Genomic DNA, 26,844 nt, shown 5'->3' with positions numbered 1-26,844 from the left:
TGCGGCCAATATGTTTAACCTTCAAACAGTTAAAATTTGTATCAAAGCACTTTGTAGTTTTACGTTTGAGTATATCAAAACCAAGCTTAAGTTATGGCAATGAGTCATGTTATTGCCCGTGGCCTCAGGTACAAAGCTGCGGGAGCGAGGAAGAGAATTTAGTCACAACTCTTACAGCTAAGGAGCGCATAAGGAGGCAATACAAAGCTTAAATTTCTGTTTTGTTGCACCATAAAATACTAAATCTACGATTAACAGAGGCGTTATTATAATCTTGCCAATTGATAATTTTAGAGTTAATCGCTCCCCAGCCTCACATAACCCATTGAATTAAAACAACATCCCTTCCCTCAATTCAGCATGAATTCTACTTACTAAACACATTTAAGCTAAGTATACAACTTTAGTGTTTCATGATAGAACATTACAGAACATTCTGCTTTACATCCGGTTAATCACCTAACATGGGGACGATATGAACTTGAATATTTATACCGATGAGCCTGCTAAAAAAGATGTGTTTGAAGGTAAAGCGCATGAAAACCTAGCATTGAAACTTGCCGTCATAGCTCAATCGGATGAAATTTCAATTATAGGTTTAGATGGATATTTAGGTTCAGGAAAAAGTACGATCATAGACATGGCTATGGAAAAAATCCAAAATGATGATATACACATAATAAAATTTGATTCCGAGATTTATCATTATGGAGCCACGAAAAAGGCGCTAATTGATATTCTTTACGATGGATTTAAAAAAACTCCGGAGGTAAATCATGAGAATTTATCTCAATGTAAAGATTATGCATTGGGGAATATTTATAATTATAAAAGGAATGTTAATAGCAAGATAAGCCTTTGGACCTTAATATTTATATGCACTTCTGTCATTTGCTTACAAACATTACGCTTCTTAATTACAGATTTCTCCTCCTTATTCACTAGCAGACCTCTTCCATACTCACAATATATAAAAGTTTTTCTAGAATTTCTTTTGGTTATTTCTCCTGTTTTAGTTGGTTGTCTTTATACAAGAAATAAAAAAGAGATCTTGGACAACGGGAAGGTAACCCTGAGCAAGCCATCTTTCGGAGATATACTCAAAAGAAACAGTGAAGATACGATCACCGAAAAGATAATAATCAATAAAGAAGTTGGAACCTTAGAACTAAAATCCGCATTGGAAGGGTTTATTAACTGCACACCTGAAAAAGCTAGAATTATATTGATAATTGATAATCTCGATAGAATATCCCCATCAAAAATAAAGGAAATATGGAGTGATATTGAATTAATTACTGAAATCGCAGGCAGTAAGCTAAAAATATTGATTCCATATTCTGGTAAGCATGTAGCAAAAGCCCTTTCTGAAGATGAAAAAGAAGGCCTTGAATTCATTTCAAAAAGGATCCCAGTTACTCTCTTTGTACCACCATTGATATCAGCAGGTTGGCGAAACGGTTTTTTAAGTTTCTGGGAAGATTCATTGGGTGAGTTAAATAATGAAGAGTGTTATGAGGTATGCGAACTGATTGAAAGGTGGCTACCTAAAAATTACTCTTCAGTTACACCTAGGTTTATGAAAAGAATAATTAACGATATAAAATTAACCAGCCTGACTTCACCCAGCTTTCCTTTACATCGTATTTTAATAGCATTTTATATCCTAATGGTTCGCTATTCATTATTTGATTTTAAAATATTAATATCAAGTTATGATAATATTGAAAAAAAAGAGGGAGACACGCTAGATATAGAGCGAATGAAGGCATCGCATAAACAATTTAATCGCCTGTTTAATTCCGAAGACGAATGGAAAAAAGGGTTAATATGCATACACTTTCAAACGAACTCAGAATTCGCTGTATCTGAGCTTATCGATGAACCTCTTGAGAATTCTATAAGATATAGAGAAGTAAATGAATTTGTCAAACTTTCATCGATGTATGGCTTTGATAAGGCATGGAAAAAATCATTGCATCACGTATCGATTGAAGAAATTATTCATTTTGTTGATTCCTTATCCTCTCAAGACCTCATCATTAGCAATAAAATTTTACCTGCAGTAATAGCTCGTTTTAATAAAGACAACCCCCTAAACAAAGAATATAATGAAGGCTTAGTTCGTGCGCTTGTCAGGATTGATAATAAAATACCCTTCAATCGGAACGAAGCTTTCCTTTCAAACCACATGGGGAATTTAAAAAAGGAAGTAAGCAATTCTGAAGAAGTCATGAGGAAAGATACTAAACCTATCCTTCACTTATTTGAAGAGGTTGATTTGTTTTTAGCAATAACAAAAGAAAAATTCACTGAATGCTTCCCGCCTGTATCAGGCGAGATATTTTTCAGATTCTTACTTGACCAAGAGGGTAAATATCCCAACATAAACATTTGTGATATCTCACTGGATATAGAAAAAATAGTTTTGGGTATGAGGTACGCTATTGAAAATGGTCTTAACTTCAATCTTTTTTCTCCTCAAATAATTGAAGAAATGAAGGTTGATGATGAATATTTTGAAGAATTCATAAAGGAAGATGTTTCCCCTTATATCGAAAATATTTATTCAAATCTTAAAATCAGCAATGCTATTGATTCGATTTTTGATTTCAGGAAGCTTGCCTTAGATAGCAGATGGAGAAGCAGTAATCTTTCATTGTACTTCCTACAGCAAAGTAACATGCTCTCACAAAACCCTAGTGAATATTATGCATCATTTATTGCCCATAAAATAGCATCAGGTGACAAATCACCAATCGCAAACATTTCCGATGTGGAGGTAACTGACGATTTCACTAACACTCTTTATAATTATCTCCACTTTGTTGCAGATTTAGATACTATTGCCTCTTCCTTGTCTAATGAAAATATAAAAGAAATAATATCCCCCGCCGTAAAAAAATTAATAACAAATGGAAAGGTAAGCAGAATTAATACATATGAGTTTATTAGAAACTTATACAACCCAATAAGAGAATTGCTCGGTAGAGATAATGCACTGTTATTTTTTAGCGCTTGGGATGAACATGCTGATGCAGCTTTATCTAATAAAAACCATGAAAAAATAAGTGAGGATTTCATTTGCGACCTATCCAGTAGAAAAGACTTTCCTATTTTTAAAAATGCAATAAAAAAACTTGTAGCTAATAACTTATCTAGTAAGGAAATGATTTATTCTTATATAAGGCAACCACATATAGTTTACCGGGAAATGCTAGGGTTATTATCGAATGACGGTGTAAAAATTGATGTTTCTGTTGACGTTAGAGCCTTTAGCGATTTTTATATTGAAGAGGACATTAAGTCGATAAACAAAGAGGTTTATATAGAAGACATCATTCCAATTTTACATGAAGAAACTTTAAATGAAATAGTGAAAGCATTAATGGATCTTCTTGAAAGAAAAGATTTAGATCCTAAAAGGCAAATATTTGCCATTAGAGATTTTGGCAATCTATTAAACTACGATGTTAATAGCTCTCGCAATGACAATCGAGCAATTGCGAAATTGTTTTCTTATGCCAAAGAATATGAATTTCTAGCTAAATGGTTGGACAATCAAAAATACTATTTTAGCAAATGGAGCGGAGAAGACAAAAAAACAGTTGAGGCCTTTGTTTTGAACAATAGAAATTCATTCCCTAACTTAATAAAAAGCAAGTATTTTAAAAATAGAGTATCGAATCATAACATTGAAATTGATAAGAATTAAATTAAAGGGCAATCAAAAAAAATATCTATTCTCGTTGTTTTTTCCAGTGAGGTAATCATTAATGCTTCCGGGTCTGAAAGAAGCGCCGATTGGTGGCCCTCGCACTTTCATATTTATAAAACTCTTTATCTTCGCTTAATTTCCTTATCATCAGATTGCCATTCAGCTTTTCACTCTAGTTATTAGGCTTGCCCGATCCAATGAAAAAGCCAACTAAAAGATACATACCAACCGGATTTACCCCTTGAATTTCATGATAAACATATCTAACACTTTAATATTAATTTTTATAGTTCATACATATATAGAAAGGAGGCTACCAGTTTCTTAAATGCATTGTATTGATAATGGTTATAGGATTTAACGACAGATTCTGACACAAACCGGCCGAAGCCGGTTTGGTGTTTATTAAATTATTTATGCGTCACACCGCGGCAGCCAGTCGGCCTCGCAGTCTCCGCTCAGCTCCAGGCTGGTCTGGATGCCGTTCTTCGTTTTGCGCTTCAGCAGTTCTATCTCGTACTCCTTCAGCGTCTGCGGCACCGTCTGGCCGAACGCCGTCAGGCTCATGGGATGCTGATGCCCTCTGGCCTCCATAAACGACAGGTAGGCGTGATACACGTAGCGACGCGGGTTCATCGGCCGGATATTCACGTTGCCGATAAACAGCCCGGTCGGGGTACTGAGCAGCGTCAGGTAGCCGCAGAAGTCGACCAGCGGGTCGGTGCTGCGCTTGATTTCCAGCGCCTCCTCCGACGACTGCTGCGCCTGCAACAGCTCGCGGGCGTCGTCCGGCCGGGTGAAGCGCTGCATCAGGTGGCGCACGATAACCGCCAGCTCACCGGCAATCTTCTCCAGCAGCTGCGGGTCACGTTCGTTTGCCGGTATTACGTCCGGGAACGGCAGGATAACCCGGCGACGCGACACGCCGCCGCTGCGGTCGCTTAAGCGCATCGGATTATTATTCACCGCCAGTATTACCGCCGGGATGTGGGTTGAGTAGGCGTCGCGATATTTCGGGCCAATCGCCACGGCGTCGCCGCCGGTAATCGCCTTGATGCCCGCACCGTCGCCGCTCCACTTCTCCTGGTCCGGCAGGATATGTTGTCCTCGCCTGCCAGCAGCCGGGCAATGGACGCCATCACGCTTTTCCCGCTGCCGCCGGGGCCGGTCACCTCAAGGAACAGCTGCCAGTCATAGCGGTTTGCCAGCACCATAAATAACGGGTAAGGAATACGTCTATGCGCATCAGGTAGCTTTCAATGAGTTTGCCGACGCGACCTGGCAGTCGGCGCTGCGCAATGTCAGCCCTTCGCTGTTGTGGGCCATCCGCCTGCGGCTCCAGCGTGAAAAGGTCAATCCACGCGACGACGACGAGCGCAGCGATATGCAGGTCGTGGCGGAGCTGATTGGTAACGCGCTGACCCGCGCGGCGGCCGCTTTGCCGGAGAAGGTGCTGACCGAAGCGCCGGTGCTGGAGAATATCGGCCTGTGGCGTCCGGCGCTCACCGGCGTGGATATGGTGCTGTATGCAAATCCGATTAAGCGCAACAGGGCGTGGGATGCCATCCACGTACACCGTCCGTGGATAAGGGAAGGTAAAAAGAAATGATGCACTGCCCGTACTGCAAAAGCCCGGCGCACGCCAAATCGAGCCGCTATATGTCGGAGCAGGTGAAGGAGCGCTATCACCAGTGCACCAACCTCGACTGCTCCTGCACGTTCAAAACCAGCGAGAGCATCACGAAGGTCATCACCGCACCGCCGCAGCCCGAACCGCATCCCGCAGTCACGCCGGAGCCGGTGAAAGAACGGCAGACGCTCGGGCGCTACGGCTCAGCCTTCCGCACCCTCCATTAGCCACAACGGCCGCTGAAATAAGCGGCTTTTTTGTCTCCGCTTTTCGTCCTTCCAACGCCCTTTTTCTGGCCAGCCCGGTTTGTAAAGAGCGGTGCATGCATGAGGTGCATGGATTTGCATGCAGAATGCATCACTTTAGACAACCCGTCAGCCCAAGCCCGGTACGGCTTCGGCCGGTTCATGCAGCTGCATAAAAAAAGATGCACAAAGCGGGCAGGCGAGGCGGGGGTAGCATTGCGCGCAGGATGGCGTGTACCGTTTTAATCATGATGGCTAACATCTTTCTATTTAGAACAATGATGGTAGCGTGATTATGGTGCATGCGGCTCTTGGTATGCTTCAGGAAAAAATATGTTGGGACGTAAAAACTACCTCGAGGCATCTTCAGTTAACCCTCGCAGACATCCTGCAAGCGGCAAATTTGGCTATTAATTTCCAGCCCAAACCTTACATGTTTTTCCTGCAATAGGCTAAGCTAAATCTAGTATCGCGCATATGAATGAGGTTTTTTTTCATGAGTTCAAGGAAAGTTGGTAATATGGGTCGTGGTGACTTTGACAGACTTTGTAATGCATCGGGTTTGATTTACAACAGCTCCTCTGAAGATGATTCAGGAGGATGGGATGCTATTGTTGAATTCCCTCTAATAAATAGCATAGCCTTATTAAATAGTTTGAACGAACAGCCTATACAATGTTTAGTGCAGATAAAGTCTACTGACGGTGAAAAAAAAGGTGTTCAGGTCAAACTTTCTAACATGAAACGTTTTTGTGATACGCCACTCCCCTGTTTTTTCTTTTTTGCTCGTTATGACGGAAATGAAAGCATTGAATCGGCTTACCTCGTTCATATTAATAGAGACGTCATGTTTCAAGTTTTGAAACGGATTCGTCAAAATGATACAGGAAAAAAATCACCACTTCATAAACTCTCTTTCACGATAAATCACTCTGATGAAGATGAAATATTCCTATTTAATAAAGATGCACTCAAAAACGCCATTGAAAAACATATCCCCTTGGGAATGAAAAGGTACTGCGAAGATAAACTGCGAGATTTAGGTGATATAGGATACAAGGGGACTCGCTATGCGCTAAACTTTAAAATTGCTAGTGAGAATGATTATAAGTCTCTTATTAATGCCAGTCTTGGATATCCGGCCACAATAAATATAAAAGATGTGCAAGGTTGGGATACTAGATTTGATATTAATTTCCGAATGGAAGAGCTGGAAGCTGAAAAGGCCATTATTGAAATAACCTCAGTTGAAGCATTCTCAACAGGCACTATAAGATTCGAAGATGAAAAAGAGGATGCCACTTTTAAGTGTGAATTTTTTATTTCCCCTATTGCTTTTAATGCTCCAGATGATCTGGCAAGCTTTAGGATTAGCTCGGATTTTTTTGATTTAATAGTTGGGGTTAAAAATAATCAAATGAAAATGGATTTTGAATCATATGATAAAGTGTTTCATTTAGCTGATCTCAGAGAATTACTTTTATTAATTAAGATGTTAAATACTCCTAACGGACAGCTTAAATTAACAATAAAAAACAATGAGGGCATCGAAACATCTTTTTTTGCCTCGAATAATTCATTTTCCGCAAATCCAATTGCTAATGAAATTATAAATGCAGAACAAATAGCTTTAACTTTGATGCAAATTGCTTCTTACTTCAGGGTCGATAAAAATTGCAAAGTGAGTTTAAATGAATTAATTAAGAAACAGCAAGATATAGAAAGAATGCACACTTTTATTAGCAAGACTCCGGGTGGCGATCCAATTCTTCGTTTAGAGATTCCAGAACACAATGACAATATTGATTCTGGTAAAGAATTACGAATATTCATTGCCATCCCTTTATTCTTCTCATCTTTTTTTATTTGTCTTGCTTGCGTTGCTAAAGGTTCCTTCACATATAAAAACAAGGTGATGATATTTGATAATTACGAGATAAATATTGAAAAGTTAATTCGTGCAGGCGATCTCATGGAAATTAAGAAGCAATGCCAGGAAGTTTCTGATAAAATAAATCGGAGATTCAAGAATGATGATATGGATTTTTACTTTTACAACTCATTCTCACAGGTAAAACCTTAATTATTAGAGCATATAACTTTAAAATAAAAAAATCACAACCAAACATTATTTTATTTCTAAGTGATTTTCTCAATGATTCATGCAAAAAAAATAAAAATGTTAGATTTTAGTTATTATGGCTGTAAGTTGGATTTAAATAGAATAACATGAAGCGTTTAATGGGTTAAACAAGCTGAACTTTATTCAGTCAGCCTAGGCGAAAGAGGTCTCATATTATACTGGGCTATTTTTCCTTAAGGCTTTTTAGATAAAACCCTCTTTTACAGCATTCTCAATGATTATTTTACTAACGTATATCATTGTGTGTGAAAACTTTATTTTTTACTATCATTTTAGGGTGAACTCCAGCACCTCGCTCTAAAAACCCTCAAAGCTGAACTTGTCATTATTAAAAAAATAATTTAATTTATTCTGTGATTATTTTCTCTCAGCGCTAAAAATAATTTAATATAAAAATTAGTTAAATCCCTTCCCCGTGGTTTTAGCAAACTCATAAGGTGTAATAGTGTTACTTCGATTGGCATTAAGAAAATCCGCCCACCATTGCACCATCAATCTGCGTTCATCTAAATGCTCAGAAGTATGAATGTAAGCAGCACGCACATTGTTACGCTCGGAGTGGCTCAACTGCCGCTCTATCGCATCATCACTCCATAATCCCGACTCACCCAGCGCACCTCGTGCCATTGTCCTAAAGCCATGTCCACAAACCTCGGTCTTCGTGTCATACCCCATAGCACGCAGAGCATTGTTAACCGTGTTTTCGCTCATAACTTTTTTGGGATCGTGATCGCCGGGGAAGAGCCTTTCGTTTTCGCCGCTTAATTGCTTCAGCTTTTCCAACAAGACTAAGACCTGACGGCTTAGCGGTACAAGATGTTCCTCTTTCATCTTCATACCACGGTGAGAGTAACGAACTCCTTCTGTCTCTTTGCGCTGTGCAGGAACCCGCCACAAGGCTCTTTCAAAATCGAACTCATCCCAGCGGGCAAAGCGCAACTCACTGGAACGGACAAAGGTCAACAATGAAAGCTCGACGGCTATACGCTTCATGATACGCCCACGGTATGCGGCAAGGCGCTCAAGAAATTCAGGAAAACGATTGAAAGGTAATGCAGGGTAATGACGAGCCTTAACCGTAGAAAGTGCCCCAGCCATATCAATAGCGGGATTAGATTCTATGTAATCGTTCTGCACGGCATAGCGCATTATCGCCGTAACACGCTGCTGAAGGCGCTGAGCGACGTCATGCCTGCCACTGGCATCAACGGCCTTAATGGGTGCTAACAGCTGGCTGGTTTTCAGCTTACGAACATCTGCCAAACCAATATGAGGAAAAATATACAGCTCAAGATAGCGAAGGATGCGTGAGCGGTGATCGTCACTCCATCGCTTGTTACTGGCGTGCCATTCGCGGGCGATCGTTTCAAAAGTATAAGCCCCCGCATTTTCAGCCTGGGCTTCTTTCTGTTCAGCTTTGGGATCAATCCCCCGCCCTAACATCTTTTTAGCTTCGTCACGCTTAGCACGTGCCTCAGCAAGCGTTACTGTCGGCCAGACGCCAAAGGCAAGCCGGTCTTCTTTTTTGTCGGCTGGCCGTCGGTACTTCATACGCCAGTACTTTGATCCTTTGGTCGTGACCTCAAGGTACAAACCGCCACCATCAGCCATTTTATAAGTTTTTTCTTTAGGCTTTGAGGTGTCGACCCGGCGGGCATTCAGCTTCATTTTGGAGGCACATTTCTTATCGAAGTGGGGATGCCCCCAGTGAGGTCTGGATTGCAACGGATGTGCCCGGACGATGCAGGACGATAAAATCAGCCTGCATGTTGATTTTAAAAGTTTTTTTGGACTTCCCCGGACGGGGATGGACAGGATACTGGTGCCGAAGGCCGGAATCGAACCGGCACGCCTTGCGGCGGTTGATTTTGAATCAACTGCGTCTACCGATTTCGCCACTTCGGCACTGAAGGGTATGCGGAAAACGTTGTGGATTATACCTTTACCCCCTGTTTCCGCAACCCCTATCGGCAGGGGAATGTGCGACTGTTGAAAAAAACGTCATCCCTGTGCGTTTCCCGGGAGCGCTTATATCGTCGTTTGCCGCTTTTAACCACGCTCACTTCCCTGTCCCCGCGCCTTTTCTTCCCTGCTAATCTCTGCTTTTATAAAGCGGTTCAGCCTCTTAAATCCACATAGACTGCCTTCTCCTCCAGGACTACTCTTAAAGCCGGGTTTGCCGAGCCGGGCTGTGGTCCGATACGGAACTCCAGGCTAATCCCGCAGTCCCACTGTGGAGATCGGCGCGCGCCGGGAACAGGTCGTGCCGGACAATTTAAAGAAGGTATAAAAATGAAAGCAATAACTAAGATAGCGTTGGCATTAACGGTTTCTTCTTCCCTGTTCGCTGGCGTGGCTTCGGCCGCAAGCTGGCAGGATCAGCTCAGCAATGCTGCCAACACGCTGAGCCAGAACAATGCTAACTCTGCATCAACTACCACGCAGAATAACGGTATGTCGCTGGGTGCACTGGCCGGCCTGCTGAACGGCGGCAATCAGCAGCTTAGCGCTAACAGCATGACCAATGCCGCAGGCGTGTTGCAGTACTGTGTGCAGAACAACGTGGTAAATAACAATGTGAGTTCCGTAAAGGATCAGCTGCTGAGCAAGCTGGGTCTGACCGACACGGCGAAAGCACAGGAAACCACCGACTATAAACAAGGTCTGATGGGCCTGCTGAATACCGGCAGCGATCAGCAGGTGAACCTGAAAAGCCTGGGCAACACCGAATTAGGCAAGAAGGTGAAAACCAAAGCCTGCGATCTGGTGTTGAAACAAAGCAAGCAGTTTATCTCCTAGGCCATTATCACCAAGCCTCTGCGCCACGGACGGCGCAGACGCCTCCACTCTCTGCACAGACAGATCAACCGATTAGCGAAAGCGTCCTGCCGTGCTCAAAGCAGAAGCTGCTCCGTACTTCAGCCCAAAAGCTACAGCGACTCATTCACCACGCCAAAATCACAGCCGCCCCTTGGTTACGCTCGTAAACCAGACCGAAGCTACAGCAGAACACTAGCGACCCTTGCAGACAATGCCGAACGTTCCCGCTTGCAGACAATGCTAAAAGCCAAAGCAGCCTCACTTATAAACCACATCAAACCCACAACCGTTCACCAGCCAGACTTGCAGACCGCGTCAAAGTCACAATAACCCAAAGACCAGGCTTACAAACCACGTGAAAGCCACAACAGCCCACTGACCAAACTTATAAACCACGCCACAGCCACGGCTGTCCCCCGAGCGATCCTACAGGCCACGCCAAAACGTGAAGTGGCGGGAACACGAGCGGGTTAGTAAAGCGTCCTGCGCCATGGACGGCGCAGGCCGACCGAGCCGGCAGGGACGACGCTTTTTGCGTCTTAACGATCCGATCGTGTTCCCGGCACATGCCCCGATCTCACAGAAAACACGCCCTTTTCTTACAGAGCGCTCCAGGCACCACAGAAAGCAGGCCCTTTTCCTGACGCACTCTCCGCGCCACAAAAATTCGCCCCGTCTCCGTTTCTAAACACGCTCCCCACACAAAACCCGGCCCACAGCAAACCGCTTCTTCCACACACCACCAGCCTTCGAAGTCCCCGCCTTGCCTACTTCACTATCAGCTTGATGCCCAGCGCGGCCATCACGCTGCCGCCGATGCGGTCGAACGTTGCCTTATAGCGCAAATAGGTATTACGCGGCCTGCTGGACGAAAGCGCCCAGGCCACGAAGGCATACCACAGCCCGTCCACCAGCATCGACACTATTGGCAGCGCCACGTACATCGCTGGCGTAATATGGCTCGGCAGCAGCGCGGCAAAAATCCCGGCAAACACCACCGCCGTTTTGGGATTGCTGATTTGCGTAATAAAAGCGGTTAAAAAGGCGCGGCGAAAGCTTTTACCCATGGTGCCGCTGTTCTCCATAGGCAACGGCTCACGCGCGTGACGGAACATCTTAAACGCCATCCACAGCAGATAAAGCCCGCCGCCGGTTTTCAGCACCAGCCACAGCCACGGCACCGCCGCCAGCAGCGTATGCAGCCCCATTAGCGCAATTAATGAAATCACTATCGAGCCGATGCCCATTCCCAGCGCCGCGCCCATACCTGCACGTCGCGAAGAAGCCACCGCCGTACGCGCCACCATAATAAAACTGGGGCCAGGACTGATAGCGCCCAGCGCCAGCGCGCCGCCAATCGTGGCTACTGCAATAATGTTCGTATCCATGTTTTTTCCTCGCCGCAAAAATAAATAAACTACAGAATTTTTCTGCGGCTACCACCTTTGCTATGCACTTTTCTTCACGGCGCGGCGGTTTGCATCTGCGGGCACCAGCCTGCATTATCGTTAACCGCCGACAGTTAACTTTTTCTGTAGTGAGAAAACGATGCATGATCTAACGAAGCTGCTGATAGAGCGTGATACGCAGCAGCACAAGGCCGAGCTGGAAAAGCTGCGCGAGGAAAACCTGCGCCTGCTACAGCAGGTCAGCGACAAAATTGACAACGCTGAAGCAAAAATCACCGAAAGCGCCATCAATAAAACCCTGTCGGTGCTGGATAACAGCCGCAAATGGATTTTGGGCATGTTCGCCGTTTTCGCTACCGTGCTGACGCTGGCGGGCTTTGTCGGTATCTCCGGCGTAAGCAGCAAAATGACGGCTATCGTTACCGATAAGGTCAACGGCTGGCTGCGCTTCGATGATGAAAACAGCGGCGGTTATCGGGTTATGGATGAGCTGCGCACCAGCGCCCTGCTCGACTCGCTGACGCTGCGCTTTGCCAGAGACAACGCGCGTGGCGGCGGCAGCCAGCCTCATCTTAACGCCGCTGAAACACAGCGTCTGATGGCAATCATCCTCAATCCCGCTTCCGACGACTATCAGTTCAGAGACGCGCTGCATCTGATTATCGCCAGCCGGGGCATATTTGGGCGGGTAATGGCGGATGACACCGGCAAAAAGATTGCCGATATCCTCGGTGACAAAGCATTCAACAATGATAAAAAAGTGGCCGTGCTGGAGGCGATGAAAATGGAGCGTTCGCTTTATCCGTTGACGCTGCAAATGCTCGACGATAGCAGCGGTCGCTATGACGAAAGTATTCTGACCGATGCTTTCACCAACGTGCGGCAGTTTGACGAGCAACGCGCGCGCCAGTTTGCGGAGGCAAACCTGAACACCTTTAAGTCGCCCCGTAACCGTGTTGAGCTGGCCAGCTATCTGATTGATATCGGCGCCGATGGCCCTGAGATCGATCGGCTAATCGCCGAGCTGCGTCGGCAACAGCAGGCGCAGCAGCAGGAAAGCTATGTTTGGTCTGGTTATTATCCTTCGCTGATCTTCGCCCGCATCGAACATGGACTGAAAGCTGCCGCGCCGGACGTTCCCGCGCTGGCGAGATTTATCTCCACGCAAATGGATAAGGGGTTGCAGCTGGCCCTTTCCGATTTTAGCAACGGCAAACCCTATCTCCACTTCTCTCTGGATAAAACCAGCAGCGCCGTTAAGCAGCCGGAAAGCCTGTTCGGCAACGCTGCGCTGGTAGACGCCATCGTCAAAGCGCAGCCGCTGACCGCCGGCCGCCTGCAAAAAGTCAGTGATTTTTTCCAGACGACCGATCGCGGCCTGTGGGTAACCACGCTGATGATGACGCCAGCGGCCACCACCCAACTGACCCTCGCCGACGGCCGCAAAGCGCAGGGTGATGAGATTCTGGATCGCGTCTGGCTGCGCGTGGAGGAAAAAGCGGGCCAGCCGGCGCTGATTGCCAGCTGGCGGGAGAAAACCGGCAGCGTATACGAAGGCATCGTCACCGATATCGTCAACGGCGAGCAGGCGCATTTCCTCGTCGAGTTTAACAGCTGGCAGTTAAGCAACTACACCTGGAAAACCGATCCCATTGAAGAGCTATACTGATGCCCGACTAAAATCGGCTCGTTTAATTTTTGCTAAATCCGCCCGGGAGCAGGCAAGCTTTTATGAATAAAGAAACCGAACTGGCGCAAGCCAAACGTCTGCCGCTGCTGCTGTTATGCTTCGCGGCGCTGCTGTTTATCGCCACCGTGCTTTATCCCCTCTGGCAACCGGCGAACCTGTGGATTGGCGCATTAAAAGCCGTGTCGGAAGCGGCGATGGTCGGCGCGCTGGCAGACTGGTTCGCGGTCAGCGCCCTGTTCAGGCGCGTACCGATCCCGCTGGTTGGCCGCCATACTGCAATTGTGCCGCGCAACAAGGATCGTATTGCCGATAACCTGGCGCTGTTCGTACAGGATAAGTTCCTGAACAGCGAGTCGCTGCTGGCACTGATCCGCCGTCACGATCCGGCGCAGATTATCGCCCGCTGGCTGAGCGAACCGGCTAACGCCGCCCGCATCAGCGGCTATCTGCTGAAAGTCGTGCGCGGCTTTCTCGATCTGGCCGACGACTCGCGTATCCAGGCGTTTATGCGGCGCGCTATCCACAAGGCTATTGATAAGGTCGATCTGACGCAGTCGGCGGCGCTGGTGCTGGAGAGCCTGACCAAAAACAACCGTCATCAGGCGCTGCTGGACGACGCCATCAGCCAGCTGCTGCATCTGATCAACAAGCCGGGCACGCACGAATTTATCGCGCAACAGGTAATGCGCTGGCTGAAGCGCGAGCACCCGATCAAAGAGAAAATGCTGCCGACGGAATGGGTAGGTGAAAAAAGCGCCGAGCTGGCGGCTAACGCGGTAAAGTCGATCCTTAACGATATCGAGCAGGACGGCGCGCACGAGCTGCGTCAGGGCTTCAATCGTGCGGTACAGCGTCTGATCGAGCGGCTGCGCAGCGATCCGGAGATGCAGCTGAAAGCGGAAGAGATCAAAACCTATCTCAAGCAGGACGAGACGCTGAACAGCTATATCGCGCAGCTGTGGGGCGATTTACGCAGCTGGCTGAAGCAGGATCTGGATAAAGAAGACTCGGTGCTGCACGGCAAGGTCAGCGCTTCCGCACAGTGGCTGGGCGAAACCTTAACCCAGGATGCACAGCTGCGGGCGTCGCTGAATCAGCATATGGAAGAAGCGGCGATAAGCGTTGCGCCAGAGTTCTCGGACTTTTTAAGCCGTCATATCAGCGATACGGTAAAAAGCTGGGATGCGAAAGAGATGTCGCATCAGGTGGAGTTAAATATCGGCAAGGATCTTCAACGGATCCGCATTAACGGCACGGTAGTCGGCGGCGTGATAGGCCTGATACTCTGGCTGCTGTCGCAGCTGCCTGCTCTGCTATAACGTTGCGGGAGTAAAAAGACGCTGCGGGTTAAACATCAGGATATTTTGCAAGCCTGTCATACCAGCGCCCCGGCTCACGGAGCCGAAGAGTGACAGAAAGCGGCTAAAAATCCGAATTTTTCTGAGCAAGCCGCGCAGCGCTTACTCTGTGGCTTTTCGCCACGTATGATCCCTGTGAAGACATCAGATAATACAAGGAACGTATCACGATGGCCGCACTAAAGTTTCCCTGCACGCTATTTAAAACCCACAACCGGATGGATGACTACGGCGCCAGCGATATGCGCTGCGGGGATCTGACGGAGGCACAGCTGAAAGCCCATTACGGGCTGACCTATATTTCTGATCGGGTCGATCCCTGGACACTGACCCGGCGTTCTGGTTTTGATAATCCACGATCTATGTTCTGTTGCAATATGCGTCCGGCCGGTAAGAAAATTACGCGCCAGCAATGTGCCGCTATCCTGTTTGACGAGTTCCGGCAGTTATCCCGTGAGTTCTCGCTGTATGGACCTTACCGGCATATGATAGTAAAGATGATTACTCATATGCAACTCGGTAAAGGATCGCCTTTTCGGGATATGTTGCTGGACAGGGCATTGGAGGAGCATATTCTCAAAGATCGTTCCGAAAACAGTAGCTTATTGCGTATAAAAAAAACCATTAGAAGTTATATAGACTGGGAATATGAGCTTTATCCATCTATTGAGAAGACAAAACTTTATGAGGCCATATCCGGAGGTAAGCTGCCAAAATTTAACAGGCTCAGGGATAATTTAAACGGTATGGGTATCACTGTTCATGATACCTGGGCAACGCATATCACCCTCAAATCATTACATATAAATAATGGCTGCTATCGGGCATTGGTGCATTACAAAGTACAGGACCACTTTGGGCTGGATGATGATGATATTTTTAAAGGTGAATCCCGTAACTTTAATTTTTTTCGCATCTGGTTTACCCTCCAGCGTTACAATAAATTTAGCTTCAAACCATTCATAACAAATATGGAAGCTACAGTAGAAATTACCGGGAGGCATAATGAAAATTAAGTATAAACTGGTTAGTTACGCCCTGTTACTGGCGGGCATTCTCTTGTCAATTTATGCTCTTTGGCTTACTGCGCGTCCAGTAAAAATTGTGTCGATTCACCATAGAAGCAGCGGTTTCAGCGATGTTTTAGTAAAATCTTTTCCTTTTACAGATAAAAGTAAAATTAATTGGTGGCTGAAAAATAAAAAAATTCTTATGGAAAAATATCATGTCCCCGCGCCTGATAAAAATGGTAATTTTGATCTAACGTTCTGGTCATACGGTGAAGGTTACAAAGAAACCGATGGCTATGACAGGCTATGTTTTGACGATATGAAACCGCCCTTAAATTGCATTGAAAAAGATGCCCTTTTTACCGTAAACAAAAGCCCAAATCTGGGAACCGTTTTTACAGTTTATAATGGCGGTGACTATCGTTTAGACAAAGATGGGAACATTGTTGAGATTAGCCGTAAATAATGCTGATTACCTGACGCCAAGAGCTGAATAAAACAATCTTTCCTCTCCAGCTTGCGCCTGACACAGGAAGGATCCCTAAAACAAAACCCGCGCCTTTCGGCACGGGTCTGCATGTCTTCCACTAAAGCGTTGTCAGAATTAATGGATTACCACTTTTTGTCGACATCGGTCAGCTTGTTCGGCGCTACCTTATCGTCAGTCAGCTCGTTTGCCCGCAGCGCGTTCTCATTACGAGTCGCGTCGTTTTTCAGGGAATCAGCGCCGGTCAGGTTGTTAGCACGGTTTTCATTGGTATGCTCAACCTCCACTTCCTGACGACGCACGCTGTCTTTCACGGTTTCGACGCGAGCGGTTTCTTCGCCGCGCAGACCGACTTCTTCTTTAATGCGCGCGGTTTTCGCGACGGTTGGGATCTCATGGGATTCCTCAACCTCGATGGTTTTTTCTGACCAGTCCACATCGTTCAGATAGGCTGGCTCATCCACCGCGTGACGGAAAACTTCTGCATGCTGGTCGTACAGCGATACATCTTCGGCGACTTCATCTTCCACGGTGAAACGGCGCAGGCGTACGGAACCATCATTAATCTGGCGTTTACCGATATCCACCTGCTCTTCCGCCAGCTTCAGCGAATCGCGGTCGGTTTCAGAAACGGCAAGGTCAGTACGGTCACGATTAAGCAATGAATCCTGCTCGTTACGCAGCGAGTCGCGTTCGTTAATCAGCGTGTCGTCCGCCAGCGTACCGGTGGCACCGGTATTGGACAGCGGCGCAGTAGTGGTATTCAGCGCACCCGTCTGGTCACCGGTAAGCAGGCCGCGATCGTTGGTTTCGCCCGCATAGTTACGGTTAACCGGGTCGCGATCCGTATGGCTCAGTGAAGAGTAGTCGGCGGCAAAGGCGCTCAACTCCTGTTCAATGTGGTCAGCTTCATCTTTCGGGGCGCGAACCGTCAGCAGCACGCCGCCTGAACGGATAGCCTTGCTGTATTCGCTTGCGTAATCATCGTCAACGTCATCGCCAAACAGGCGCTGCCAGAAGCTTGGATGACGGATTTCTTTATCTTCTACGCGTAATCTTTCCCCGGAGATGATATCGATGTTTTTCTCTGCAATACCTTCGACGATCAATTTCTGTTTAGCCGCTTCCGCCTGTGAAACTTCATTAAATGCGGTGACGATTTTTTCATGTGACATAAATAGATCCTCGTTAATAGGTTTAAAGTTTCTGCTTCGTAATTTTTACTTCCTGATTACGCAGAGTGACTTTCTGCTGAAACTCTTCTTTACTGGTATGCTTATGAATATGAATTTCTTCCTTAAGCACCCGCTTAGTGATTATTTCTACCTGCTCTTCAATCACGGGAATAATAAAAACATCCCCTTCCTGACGGATCTCAGCAGAATAATCATCGGCAACCTGATAATTCATAGGAACGTGCTCGATTTCAACATGCTCATGCGTCAGCTCGGTTTCCAGTAATTTCTCCACCTGCTGCGTAGAGCGAGTCAGACTAATCCGACTGTGAACCTTGCGCTGCTTAGAGATGGTAGCCTGCTCTTCAGCAAGCGGCATCGAGACGGCCTCTTTGAATTTTTCAGTAAGCGGCGCGTTTTTATTTCCCATAAAGTTAACTCCTGAGATTTAAAGCCCCACAGACTAAAAAATCTTCTTATCCGGCGCCACGTTTTGTTGCACACGCCATTAATAGTAGTAGACTGTTTCGAGACTGCCTCCCCAATTAACCCGCAAAATGTAACAGATTTTGTAAGCGCTTTAATTATATATACATTAACTATTTTTAAATATTAATTGAACTTTCCCTTCTTTATATTGCCTTGTGCGCGGGCTACTTATATAAGCGGCAACCTTTTGTCTAAGAGCATAAAAATACTGGCAAATAATGCGTACGCCGCTTTTTTGCTGCGCCGACACTGGCGGCTGCTGCATGCGCCTGTCCGGACAACGTTTCCGTACCACTGACCGCGCAGAGATGACAAAACTGACAAAAGACGCAGCAGGCTGCCAGCGTAAAGCGCAAAACGGCAGGCAGAAGACAGCCGGGAGAGCGTTAAGGTCAGCGGAAGCGAGCAACGGCGCAAAAGCGATGGCGCCCGTTGAAAGGAGAAAACAGCAGGAAAGCTACGGCGGCTGACAAAAAGGATAAAGCGGCGGAAGAGCCACGATGACTGCCGTGCAGATAAAAGAGGCTAAAAAGCTACGGCGGTTGGTGCAAAGAAAAGAACACTGGATAGCGCGATGGCTGGCAGGCACAAAAGCGGATAAAAAGCGGGGCTGAACCGCGGCCGCAGGTGGAGCACCTGCGGCCGGGAGCGTTAACGGCGCTTCAGCAGCATATAGACGCTGATAGCCATAAAGGCGGCGCTTGGCAGCAGCGCGCCGAGCACTGGCGGAATGTTATATACCAGGCTGAGCGGCCCGAAGATCTGATCCAGCACGTAAAACAGGAAGCCGAAGCTGATGCCCGTGACCACGCGCATTCCCATCGAGACGCTGCGCAGCGGCCCAAAAATAAACGACAGCGCCATCAGCATCATCACCGCTACCGACAGCGGCTGGAAGATCTTGCTCCACATATTCAGCTGATAGCGGCCCGCAACCTGTCCGCTCTGCTTAAGGTATTTGGTGTAGTTATACAGCCCGCTAATCGACAACGCGTCCGGATCCAACGCCACCACGCCCAGCTTGTCCGGCGTCAGCGAGGTTTTCCATTCGCCGGTCAGCGTCTGGCTGCCGGTAACCTGCTGCGGATTGGTCAGATTAGACTCGTCCACTTCCGACAGATCCCACTGCTTTTTGTCCGTGTTGTATTTGGCAGAAGCCGCATAGCGCACCGACTGTAAACGGCGCTCCTTGTTAAAGTTGTAGATGCTGACGCCGCCCAGCTCGCTGTTATCCTTCAGGCGTTCGATAAAGATAAAGTTATCGCCATCTTTCGCCCACAGCCCGTTCTGCGTGGAGAGCAGCGAACCGCCCAGCAGCTGCTGCGCACGATAGTTACGCGCCATCTGCTCGCCCTGCGGCGCCACGAACTCGCCGATAGCCATCGTCAGCAATACCAGCGGGATCGCCGTTTTCATCACCGAAGCGGCAATCTGCATCCGGGTAAAGCCGGAAGCCTGCATCACCACCAGCTCGCTGCGCTGCGCCAGCGTGCCCAGGCCCAGCAGCGCGCCCAGCAGCGCCGCCATAGGAAAGAAGATCTCAATATCTTTCGGCACGCTGAGGAGGGTGTAAAGGCCAGCGCCGACCACGGTGTAGTCGCCCTGTCCGGTTTTGCGCAGCTGATCGACAAACTTAATGATGCCGGAGAGCGACACCAGCATAAACAGCGTCGCCATAATGGTGTTGAAAATCGTTTTACCGATATATCTGTCGAGAACGCCAAACATCAGACCGATCCTCCCCGGGTGAAGCGGGCGCGCAGACGGCGCATCGGCACCGTATCCCACAGGTTAAGGAGGATAGCCAGCGCCAGATAAGAGAGGTTCACCACCCACATCCAGATAGCCGGATCGAGACGGCCTTTCGAGCCGCTGGAGCGCAGCGAGCTTTGCAGCAGGAAGAACACCAGATACAGCAGCATCGCGGGAAGCATAGAAAGCACGCGGCCCTGGCGCGGGTTCACCACGCTGAGCGGCACCACCATCAGCGCCATCACCAGCACCGAGAACACCAGCGTAAAGCGCCAGTGCAGCTCGCTGCGGAACTCCGGCCTGTCGGAATGGCGCAGCGCGCTGAAGTTCATCTGCTCGGCGTCGTTGGGATCCAGCAGCACTTCCTGATGTCCGACGATGGCCTGATAGTTCTGGAAATCGGTAATGCGGAAGTCGCGCAGCAGCGCCGTGCCTTCAAAGCGCGTGCCTTTATCCAGCGTCACCACCTGTGAGCCGTCAGCGCGCTGCGTCATATGGCCTTTATCCGCCATCACGACGGAAGGACGCGCGTTGCCTTTAGGCCGCAGCTGCGCCAGGAAGACGTTACCGAAATTGTTGCCTTTCACGTTTTCGATAAACAGCACCGACTGACCGTCGCCCGACTGCTGGAACTGCCCGGCAGCCAGCGCCGCCGCGCCAGGGTTGGCCTTGGCGTTCTTTGTTACCTCATTCTGATAGCGCGCCGACCATGGGCCAAGCCAGGCGACGTTCGCCGCGGCGACCACTGCGGTAAACAGCATCAGCACCATCGCCGCCTTCACCAATACGGCCTTGCTCAGGCCGCAGGCGTGCATCACGGTGATTTCGCTCTCGGTGTACAGACGGCCGAGCGTCATCAAAATGGCTAAAAAGAGGCTTAACGGCAGAATGAGCTGCGCCATCTCTGAAACGCCAAGACCTAACAGTGTCAGAACTAAATTTGTGGGAATTTCGCCATCCGCCGCGGCTCCCAGGATCCTGACTAACTTCTGACAAAAGAAGATCAGTAGCAGAATAAAGAGGATAGCCAGCTGGCTTTTGAGCGTCTCTCTTACCAGATATCTAATGATAATCACGCTGAATACGCCTGTGAAAACTTGTCTTTTTGCAGGAAAATCGATAGTTTCATCGCTTATACGCCATTTTTTCTCATCAATGGCCTCGGTCGTAGCTAAACTAGTATGACAATAATCGCGTTCCGGTGATGCAAAAAAAAACGTTTACCCGATTATTCCTAAGGGGCATCACCCGAACAAAATCCGACGCCCGTAACGCTACACGGCGCGTTGCCCCGGCATTATGCGGTTAACAAGCGCTATATTCTAGCCGCAGCAAGCGCCGTTGTCTTTAAGATTCAGGAGAGTGCATGGAGTTCAGTGTAAAAAGCGGTAGCCCGGAAAAGCAGCGCAGTGCCTGCATTGTGGTAGGCGTGTTTGAGCCGCGCAGGCTGTCACCCATTGCTGAACAGCTGGATAAAATCAGCGATGGCTACATCAGCGCCCTGCTGCGCCGCGGCGAACTGGAAGGAAAAGTCGGCCAGACGCTGCTGCTGCATCATGTGCCGAATATTCTCTCCGAGCGCATTTTACTGATCGGCTGCGGCAAAGAGCGCGAGCTGGACGAACGCCAGTACAAGCAGGTGATCCAGAAGACAATTAACACCCTGAACGATACCGGCTCGATGGAAGCGGTCTGCTTCCTGACTGAACTGCACGTGAAAGGCCGCAACACTTACTGGAAAGTCCGCCAGGCGGTGGAAACCTCGAAAGAGACGCTTTACAGCTTCGATCAGCTGAAAAGCAACAAAGTCGAACCGCGTCGCCCGCTGCGTAAAATGGTGTTTAACGTGCCGACCCGTCGCGAGCTGACCAGCGGCGAGCGTGCCATCCAGCACGGCCTGGCCGTGGCCGCCGGCGTAAAAGCCGCCAAGGATCTCGGCAATATGCCGCCGAACATCTGCAACGCCGCCTATCTCGCCTCTCAGGCGCGCCAGCTGGCGGACGGCTGGAGCAACGTCACCACGCGCGTGATCGGTGAACAGCAAATGAAAGAGCTGGGCATGAATGCCTATCTTGCCGTCGGCGCCGGTTCGCAGAACGAATCGCTGATGTCGGTGATTGAATACAAAGGCAATCCGGACGCGGACTGCCGCCCTATCGTGCTGGTCGGCAAAGGCGTGACCTTTGACTCCGGCGGCATCTCAATTAAGCCCGGCGAAGCCATGGACGAGATGAAATACGATATGTGCGGCGCGGCCTCCGTTTACGGCGTGATGCGCATGGTGGCGGAGCTGAAACTGCCGCTGAACGTGGTTGGCGTGCTGGCGGGCTGTGAAAACATGCCTGGCGGCCGCGCCTATCGTCCCGGTGACGTGCTGACCACCATGTCCGGCCAGACCGTTGAAGTGCTGAATACCGATGCGGAAGGCCGTCTGGTGCTGTGCGACGCGCTGACCTACGTCGAACGTTTCGACCCGGACGTGGTCATCGACGTGGCGACGCTGACCGGCGCCTGCGTGATTGCGCTGGGCCATCACGTCAGCGGCCTGCTGTCGAACCACAACCCGCTGGCGCACGAGCTAATCGGCGCTTCTGAACAGGCGGGCGACCGCGCCTGGCGTCTGCCGATGGCCGACGAATATCAGGAGCAGCTAGATTCTAACTTCGCCGATATGGCGAACATCGGCGGCCGTCCCGGCGGCGCGATCACCGCAGCCTGCTTCCTGGCTCGCTTTACGCGCAAATATAACTGGGCGCATCTGGACATCGCCGGTACGGCATGGCGCTCCGGCAAGGCCAAAGGCGCTACCGGTCGTCCGGTTGCCCTGCTGTCGCAGTTCCTGCTGAACCGCGCCGGTCTGAACGGCGACGATTAAATCATGAAAAACGCCACCTTCTGGCTGTTGGAAACCAACACCCCGGTTGACGGGCTGAGCGCGCTGGAAGCGCTGGTCTGCGACCTGGCGGAAACGCGCTGGCGCGAGGGAAAGCGCGTGCTGGTTGCCTGCGAAGATGAAGCGCAGGCGATCCGCCTGGATGAAGCGCTGTGGCGTCGTCCGGCCAGCGCCTTTGTGCCGCACAATCTGGCGGGTGAAGGGCCGAAATACGGCGCGCCGGTCGAGCTGGCCTGGCCGCAGCGCCGCGGCAACGCGCCGAGAGATCTGCTGATCAGCCTGCTGCCGCAGTTCGCAGATTTTGCCACCGCTTTCCAGGAAGTGATAGACTTCGTGCCTTACGAAGAAGAATTGAAACAGCTGGCGCGCGATCGCTATAAAGCCTATCGCAGCGTCGGATTCCACTTGAATACGGCCACGCCGCCCGTGCCCCCAACGACATAGCAGAAATGGAAAAGACATATAACCCGCAAGATATCGAACAGCCGCTCTACGAGCACTGGGAACAGCAGGGCTACTTTAAGCCAAACGGCGACACCAGCCAGGAAAGCTTCTGCATCATGATCCCGCCGCCGAACGTCACCGGTAGCTTGCATATGGGTCATGCGTTTCAGCAAACCATCATGGATACCATGATCCGCTACCAGCGTATGCAGGGGAAAAACACCCTGTGGCAGGCGGGCACGGACCACGCGGGCATCGCCACGCAGATGGTGGTGGAGCGCAAAATCGCCGCTGAAGAAGGGAAAACGCGTAAAGACTACGGTCGCGACGCCTTTATCGAAAAAATCTGGCAGTGGAAGGCAGAATCCGGCGGCACCATTACCCGTCAGATGCGCCGTCTGGGCAACTCCGTGGACTGGGAGCGCGAGCGTTTCACCATGGACGACGGCCTTTCCAACGCGGTCAAAGAAGTCTTCGTGCGCCTCTACAAAGAGAACCTGATTTACCGTGGCAAACGCCTGGTGAACTGGGATCCGAAACTGCGCACCGCTATCTCCGATCTGGAAGTGGAAAACCGCGAGTCTAAAGGCTCTATGTGGCACATCCGCTATCCGCTGGCCGACGGCGCAAAAACCGCTGACGGCAAAGATTATCTGGTTGTGGCCACGACCCGTCCTGAGACGGTGCTGGGCGATACCGGCGTAGCCGTTAACCCGGAAGATCCGCGCTATAAAGATCTGATTGGTAAATTTGTCGTGCTGCCGCTGGTCAACCGCCGTATTCCAATCGTGGGCGACGAGCACGCCGACATGGAAAAAGGCACCGGCTGCGTGAAAATCACGCCAGCGCACGACTTCAACGACTATGAAGTTGGCCGTCGTCACCAGCTGCCGATGATCAACATCCTGACCTTTGATGGCGACATCCGTGAAGCCGCTCAGGTTTACAACACCAACGGCGAAGAGTCTGACGCCTACAGCAGCGACATTCCGGCAGAGTTCCAGAAGCTGGAGCGTTTTGCCGCGCGTAAGGCTATCGTTGCCGCCGTGGATGCGCTGGGCCTGCTTGACGAAATCAAACCGCACGACCTGACCGTGCCTTACGGCGATCGCGGCGGCGTGGTGATCGAGCCAATGCTGACCGACCAGTGGTACGTGCGTACCGCGCCGCTGGCGAAAGTCGCGGTGGAAGCCGTAGAGCAGGGCGAGATCCAGTTCGTGCCTAAGCAGTACGAGAACATGTACTTCTCCTGGATGCGCGATATTCAGGACTGGTGTATTTCCCGTCAGCTGTGGTGGGGACACCGTATTCCGGCCTGGTACGATGCCGAAGGCAACGTCTACGTCGGCCGCACTGAAGAAGAAGTGCGCGCGGAAAACAACCTGGGCGCGGACGTGGCGCTGAACCAGGACGAAGACGTGCTGGATACCTGGTTCTCCTCCGGGCTGTGGACGTTCTCCACGCTGGGCTGGCCGGAAAAGACGCCGGATCTGAGCACCTTCCATCCGACCAGCGTGCTGGTCAGCGGCTTCGACATCATCTTCTTCTGGATTGCCCGCATGATCATGCTGACCATGCACTTTATCAAAGATGAAGACGGCAAGCCGCAGGTGCCGTTCAAGACCGTTTATATGACGGGCCTGATCCGCGACGAAGAAGGCCAGAAGATGTCCAAGTCGAAAGGCAACGTCATCGATCCGCTGGATATGGTTGACGGTATTTCGCTGGAAGATCTGCTGGAGAAACGCACCGGCAATATGATGCAGCCGCAGCTGGCGGAGAAAATCCGCAAGCGCACCGAGAAGCAGTTCCCGAACGGTATCGAACCGCACGGCACCGACGCGCTACGCTTTACGCTGGCGGCGCTGGCCTCTACCGGTCGTGATATCAACTGGGATATGAAGCGCCTGGAAGGCTACCGCAACTTCTGTAATAAGCTGTGGAACGCCAGCCGGTTTGTGCTGATGAACACTCAGGAGCAGGACTGCGGCTTTAACGGCGGCGAGCTGGCGCTGTCGCTGGCGGATCGCTGGATCCTCGCCGAATTCAACCAGACGGTGAAGGCTTACCGTGGCGCGCTGGACAGCTACCGCTTCGATATCGCCGCCAACATCCTGTATGAGTTCACCTGGAACCAGTTCTGCGACTGGTATCTGGAGCTGACCAAGCCGGTGATGAACGGCGGCACTGAAGCCCAGCTGCGCGGCACCCGCAATACGCTGGTAGTTGTTCTGGAAGCGCTGCTGCGCCTGGCGCACCCGATTATTCCGTTTATTACCGAAACCATCTGGCAGCAGGTGAAAGTGCTGAAGAACATCAGCGACGACACCATTATGCTGCAACCGATGCCGGAATTTGAAGAGGCGAAGGTGGATGAGGCGGCGCTGAGCGATACCGAATGGCTGAAGCAGGCGATTGTCGCGGTGCGTAATATCCGCGCCGAGATGAACCTTTCACCATCTAAACCGCTGGATGTGATGCTGCGCGGCGCCAGCGCCGACGTGGTACGTCGCGTGACCGACAACCATAACTTCCTGAAATCGCTGGCGCGTCTGGACAGTCTGACCTGCCTGGCAGCTGGCGAGAAAGGCCCGGTATCGGTCACCAAGATCATCGACGGCGCAGAGCTGCTGATCCCCATGGCGGGCCTGGTGGATAAAACCGCCGAGCTGGAGCGTCTGGCGAAAGAAGTCAGCAAGCTGGAAGTGGAAATCGGCAAGATCGAAGGCAAGCTTTCTAACGAAGGCTTTGTCGCCCGCGCGCCGGAAGCCGTGGTGGCGAAGGAGCGTGAGCGCATGGCCGAGTTCGAGCAGGCTAAGCTCAAGCTGATCGAGCAGCAGGCCGTTATCGCCGCGCTGTAACAAGGCCAGCCAGACGGCGATAATCGCGCCGTTAACCCCTGACGCTCCGTAGCCTGTTTACGGAGCGTTTTTTTATGCGTTAAAAACGCAGCCAAACAAATCTTTAAGAAAGCGGTGATACATTAGCGGTCTGTTATTTTTTTACGGATAAAACCATGTCTGACAACTACGCCAGGCCGCAGATCGCGCTCCACTGGCTGACCGTACTCCTGCTTACCGTCGCCTACGCCACCATTGAACTGCGGGGCTTTGCCCAGCGAGGTTCCTGGCAAGGGTTCGCCATGATTATTACGCACTTCAGCGCAGGATCTGGCGTACTGCTGGTGATGCTGACACGCCTCTTTCTGCGCTTTCGCCACCGCAGCCCGGCTATTGCGCCGCCGATAGCGGGCTGGCAAAAAGGGCTTTCACACCTGATGCACGCCACGATGTACGCCTTGTTTATCGTGCTGCCGCTGCTGGGCCTCGCTTCGCGCTATCTCTCCGGACGACAGTGGTGGCTGTTTGGCGCGACTATGCCGGTATCGGCAACCCCCGATCCGGCGCTGGCGAGAACGCTTATCCACTGGCACGAGACGCTGGCGCCGTTTGGCTACTGGCTGATTGGCCTGCATGCGCTGGCCGCCCTCTTCCATCACTATTTTCTGAAAGATGACGCTCTGGCGCGCATGATGCCCGCGCGGCGCGCCACAAAGTCGTAAAGGCGACTTTGGTCTGCGC

20 protein-coding genes, 1 tRNA gene and 1 pseudogene are annotated in these 26,844 nt (G+C 50.0%); 14 read left to right on the top strand and 8 right to left on the bottom strand.

Annotated features, from left to right (window positions below; genetic code table 11):
* The first annotated feature begins 475 nt into the window (after nucleotides 1-475).
* Nucleotides 476-3,715, top strand: a complete 3,240-nt coding sequence (locus EGK14_RS00700) for a P-loop NTPase fold protein (protein ID WP_125287161.1) — start codon at nucleotides 476-478, stop codon at nucleotides 3,713-3,715.
* Between the two features lie 417 nt (nucleotides 3,716-4,132).
* Here the strand turns inward: EGK14_RS00700 and EGK14_RS00695 are convergent.
* Nucleotides 4,133-4,938, bottom strand: a pseudogene (locus EGK14_RS00695) (primase-like DNA-binding domain-containing protein); the annotation flags it as partial.
* 95 nt (nucleotides 4,939-5,033) lie between these two features.
* On the opposite strand from EGK14_RS00695, the gene EGK14_RS00690 reads away from it, so the two are divergent.
* The 3 genes from EGK14_RS00690 to EGK14_RS00680 all read left to right on the top strand — a co-directional run bounded on the left by EGK14_RS00690 (nucleotide 5,034) and on the right by EGK14_RS00680 (nucleotide 7,676).
* The gene (locus EGK14_RS00690) at nucleotides 5,034-5,327 is read left to right on the top strand and encodes a hypothetical protein (RefSeq protein ID WP_199746321.1); all 294 of its coding nucleotides are present in this window, start codon (nucleotides 5,034-5,036) and stop codon (nucleotides 5,325-5,327) included.
* The gene (locus EGK14_RS00685) at nucleotides 5,324-5,575 is read left to right on the top strand and encodes an ogr/Delta-like zinc finger family protein (protein WP_125287160.1); all 252 of its coding nucleotides are present in this window, start codon (nucleotides 5,324-5,326) and stop codon (nucleotides 5,573-5,575) included. The genes EGK14_RS00690 and EGK14_RS00685 overlap by 4 nt, the downstream gene beginning before the upstream one ends.
* Before the next feature lie 538 nt (nucleotides 5,576-6,113).
* The gene (locus EGK14_RS00680) at nucleotides 6,114-7,676 is read left to right on the top strand and encodes a hypothetical protein (RefSeq protein WP_233598400.1); all 1,563 of its coding nucleotides are present in this window, start codon (nucleotides 6,114-6,116) and stop codon (nucleotides 7,674-7,676) included.
* Nucleotides 7,677-8,132: 456 nt separating this feature from the next.
* On the opposite strand, the gene EGK14_RS00675 is transcribed toward EGK14_RS00680, so the two are convergent.
* Both EGK14_RS00675 and EGK14_RS00670 read right to left on the bottom strand, forming a co-directional pair.
* A complete protein-coding gene (locus EGK14_RS00675; protein WP_125287158.1) occupies nucleotides 8,133-9,404 on the bottom strand; it encodes an integrase arm-type DNA-binding domain-containing protein in 1,272 nt (423 codons plus the stop codon).
* Nucleotides 9,405-9,556: 152 nt separating this feature from the next.
* Nucleotides 9,557-9,641 (bottom strand) — tRNA-Leu (locus EGK14_RS00670).
* 387 nt (nucleotides 9,642-10,028) lie between these two features.
* On the opposite strand from EGK14_RS00670, the gene EGK14_RS00665 reads away from it, so the two are divergent.
* Nucleotides 10,029-10,535 (top strand): DUF2501 domain-containing protein, encoded by a 507-nt coding sequence (locus EGK14_RS00665; protein WP_125287157.1) that lies wholly within the window; start codon nucleotides 10,029-10,031, stop codon nucleotides 10,533-10,535.
* A 788-nt stretch (nucleotides 10,536-11,323) separates the two neighbouring features.
* Here EGK14_RS00665 and EGK14_RS00660 read toward each other — a convergent pair.
* The gene (locus EGK14_RS00660; protein WP_125287156.1) at nucleotides 11,324-11,944 is read right to left on the bottom strand and encodes a LysE family translocator; all 621 of its coding nucleotides are present in this window, start codon (nucleotides 11,942-11,944) and stop codon (nucleotides 11,324-11,326) included.
* Between the two features lie 160 nt (nucleotides 11,945-12,104).
* Between EGK14_RS00660 and EGK14_RS00655 the strand changes: the two genes are divergently transcribed.
* From EGK14_RS00655 to EGK14_RS00640, 4 genes are all read left to right on the top strand, one after another.
* Complete coding sequence (locus tag EGK14_RS00655; protein ID WP_125287155.1) at nucleotides 12,105-13,634, top strand: hypothetical protein; 1,530 nt, start codon at nucleotides 12,105-12,107, stop codon at nucleotides 13,632-13,634.
* Nucleotides 13,635-13,696: 62 nt separating this feature from the next.
* Nucleotides 13,697-14,974, top strand: a complete 1,278-nt coding sequence (locus EGK14_RS00650; protein ID WP_125287154.1) for a DUF445 domain-containing protein — start codon at nucleotides 13,697-13,699, stop codon at nucleotides 14,972-14,974.
* 209 nt (nucleotides 14,975-15,183) lie between these two features.
* Nucleotides 15,184-16,029 (top strand): DUF3289 family protein, encoded by an 846-nt coding sequence (locus EGK14_RS00645; protein WP_125287153.1) that lies wholly within the window; start codon nucleotides 15,184-15,186, stop codon nucleotides 16,027-16,029.
* Nucleotides 16,019-16,489: a DUF943 family protein gene (locus EGK14_RS00640; RefSeq protein WP_125287152.1), complete on the top strand. Its 471-nt coding sequence runs from the start codon at nucleotides 16,019-16,021 to the stop codon at nucleotides 16,487-16,489. The genes EGK14_RS00645 and EGK14_RS00640 overlap by 11 nt, the downstream gene beginning before the upstream one ends.
* 146 nt (nucleotides 16,490-16,635) lie before the next feature.
* On the opposite strand, the gene EGK14_RS00635 is transcribed toward EGK14_RS00640, so the two are convergent.
* Complete coding sequence (locus tag EGK14_RS00635) at nucleotides 16,636-17,685, bottom strand: YsnF/AvaK domain-containing protein (protein ID WP_125287151.1); 1,050 nt, start codon at nucleotides 17,683-17,685, stop codon at nucleotides 16,636-16,638.
* A 22-nt stretch (nucleotides 17,686-17,707) separates the two neighbouring features.
* Entirely contained in the window at nucleotides 17,708-18,115 is a 408-nt protein-coding gene (locus tag EGK14_RS00630; protein WP_125287150.1) for a YsnF/AvaK domain-containing protein, read from the bottom strand.
* Between the two features lie 367 nt (nucleotides 18,116-18,482).
* Here EGK14_RS00630 and EGK14_RS21190 point away from each other — a divergent pair, with 367 nt between their 5' ends.
* Nucleotides 18,483-18,644: a hypothetical protein gene (locus EGK14_RS21190; RefSeq protein ID WP_158616016.1), complete on the top strand. Its 162-nt coding sequence runs from the start codon at nucleotides 18,483-18,485 to the stop codon at nucleotides 18,642-18,644.
* Nucleotides 18,645-18,825: 181 nt separating this feature from the next.
* On the opposite strand, the gene lptG is transcribed toward EGK14_RS21190, so the two are convergent.
* Both lptG and lptF read right to left on the bottom strand, forming a co-directional pair.
* The gene (gene lptG, locus EGK14_RS00625; protein WP_125287149.1) at nucleotides 18,826-19,902 is read right to left on the bottom strand and encodes an LPS export ABC transporter permease LptG; all 1,077 of its coding nucleotides are present in this window, start codon (nucleotides 19,900-19,902) and stop codon (nucleotides 18,826-18,828) included.
* The gene (gene lptF / locus EGK14_RS00620) at nucleotides 19,902-21,002 is read right to left on the bottom strand and encodes an LPS export ABC transporter permease LptF (protein ID WP_125287148.1); all 1,101 of its coding nucleotides are present in this window, start codon (nucleotides 21,000-21,002) and stop codon (nucleotides 19,902-19,904) included. Before lptF ends, lptG begins: the two co-directional genes overlap by 1 nt.
* 290 nt (nucleotides 21,003-21,292) lie before the next feature.
* Between lptF and pepA the strand changes: the two genes are divergently transcribed.
* From pepA to cybB, 4 genes are all read left to right on the top strand, one after another.
* Nucleotides 21,293-22,801 carry a leucyl aminopeptidase gene (gene pepA / locus EGK14_RS00615; protein ID WP_125287147.1) on the top strand — a complete coding sequence of 503 codons (1,509 nt, stop codon included), beginning with the start codon at nucleotides 21,293-21,295 and terminating at the stop codon, nucleotides 22,799-22,801.
* A gap of 3 nt (nucleotides 22,802-22,804) precedes the next feature.
* Nucleotides 22,805-23,263, top strand: a complete 459-nt coding sequence (locus tag EGK14_RS00610; protein ID WP_125287146.1) for a DNA polymerase III subunit chi — start codon at nucleotides 22,805-22,807, stop codon at nucleotides 23,261-23,263.
* 5 nt (nucleotides 23,264-23,268) lie between these two features.
* The gene (locus tag EGK14_RS00605; RefSeq protein WP_125287145.1) at nucleotides 23,269-26,124 is read left to right on the top strand and encodes a valine--tRNA ligase; all 2,856 of its coding nucleotides are present in this window, start codon (nucleotides 23,269-23,271) and stop codon (nucleotides 26,122-26,124) included.
* Between the two features lie 155 nt (nucleotides 26,125-26,279).
* Entirely contained in the window at nucleotides 26,280-26,825 is a 546-nt protein-coding gene (gene cybB / locus EGK14_RS00600; RefSeq protein ID WP_125287144.1) for a cytochrome b561, read from the top strand.
* The last annotated feature ends 19 nt before the right edge of the window (nucleotides 26,826-26,844 follow it).

It is taken from the genome of Erwinia sp. 198 (assembly GCF_003937915.1).
Classification (GTDB): Bacteria; Pseudomonadota; Gammaproteobacteria; order Enterobacterales; family Enterobacteriaceae; genus Erwinia; species Erwinia aeris.
This window is presented reverse-complemented; position numbering and strand designations above follow the sequence as displayed.

Excerpts from the sequence above, each read along its gene's own strand:
- EGK14_RS00685 (WP_125287160.1), top strand. The coding sequence starts at position 5,324 with ATGATGCACTGCCCGTACTGCAAAAGCCCGGCGCACGCCAAATCGAGC.
- EGK14_RS00645 (WP_125287153.1), top strand. The coding sequence starts at position 15,184 with ATGGCCGCACTAAAGTTTCCCTGCACGCTATTTAAAACCCACAACCGG.
- EGK14_RS00635 (WP_125287151.1), bottom strand. The coding sequence starts at position 17,685 with ATGTCACATGAAAAAATCGTCACCGCATTTAATGAAGTTTCACAGGCG.
- EGK14_RS00680 (WP_233598400.1), top strand. The coding sequence starts at position 6,114 with ATGGGTCGTGGTGACTTTGACAGACTTTGTAATGCATCGGGTTTGATT.
- EGK14_RS00605 (WP_125287145.1), top strand. The coding sequence starts at position 23,269 with ATGGAAAAGACATATAACCCGCAAGATATCGAACAGCCGCTCTACGAG.
- EGK14_RS00700 (WP_125287161.1), top strand. The coding sequence starts at position 476 with ATGAACTTGAATATTTATACCGATGAGCCTGCTAAAAAAGATGTGTTT.
- cybB (WP_125287144.1), top strand. The coding sequence starts at position 26,280 with ATGTCTGACAACTACGCCAGGCCGCAGATCGCGCTCCACTGGCTGACC.
- pepA (WP_125287147.1), top strand. The coding sequence starts at position 21,293 with ATGGAGTTCAGTGTAAAAAGCGGTAGCCCGGAAAAGCAGCGCAGTGCC.
- EGK14_RS00660 (WP_125287156.1), bottom strand. The coding sequence starts at position 11,944 with ATGGATACGAACATTATTGCAGTAGCCACGATTGGCGGCGCGCTGGCG.
- EGK14_RS00640 (WP_125287152.1), top strand. The coding sequence starts at position 16,019 with ATGAAAATTAAGTATAAACTGGTTAGTTACGCCCTGTTACTGGCGGGC.
- EGK14_RS00655 (WP_125287155.1), top strand. The coding sequence starts at position 12,105 with ATGCATGATCTAACGAAGCTGCTGATAGAGCGTGATACGCAGCAGCAC.
- EGK14_RS00675 (WP_125287158.1), bottom strand. The coding sequence starts at position 9,404 with ATGAAGCTGAATGCCCGCCGGGTCGACACCTCAAAGCCTAAAGAAAAA.
- EGK14_RS21190 (WP_158616016.1), top strand. The coding sequence starts at position 18,483 with ATGACAAAACTGACAAAAGACGCAGCAGGCTGCCAGCGTAAAGCGCAA.
- EGK14_RS00650 (WP_125287154.1), top strand. The coding sequence starts at position 13,697 with ATGAATAAAGAAACCGAACTGGCGCAAGCCAAACGTCTGCCGCTGCTG.
- EGK14_RS00665 (WP_125287157.1), top strand. The coding sequence starts at position 10,029 with ATGAAAGCAATAACTAAGATAGCGTTGGCATTAACGGTTTCTTCTTCC.
- EGK14_RS00610 (WP_125287146.1), top strand. The coding sequence starts at position 22,805 with ATGAAAAACGCCACCTTCTGGCTGTTGGAAACCAACACCCCGGTTGAC.
- EGK14_RS00630 (WP_125287150.1), bottom strand. The coding sequence starts at position 18,115 with ATGGGAAATAAAAACGCGCCGCTTACTGAAAAATTCAAAGAGGCCGTC.
- lptG (WP_125287149.1), bottom strand. The coding sequence starts at position 19,902 with ATGTTTGGCGTTCTCGACAGATATATCGGTAAAACGATTTTCAACACC.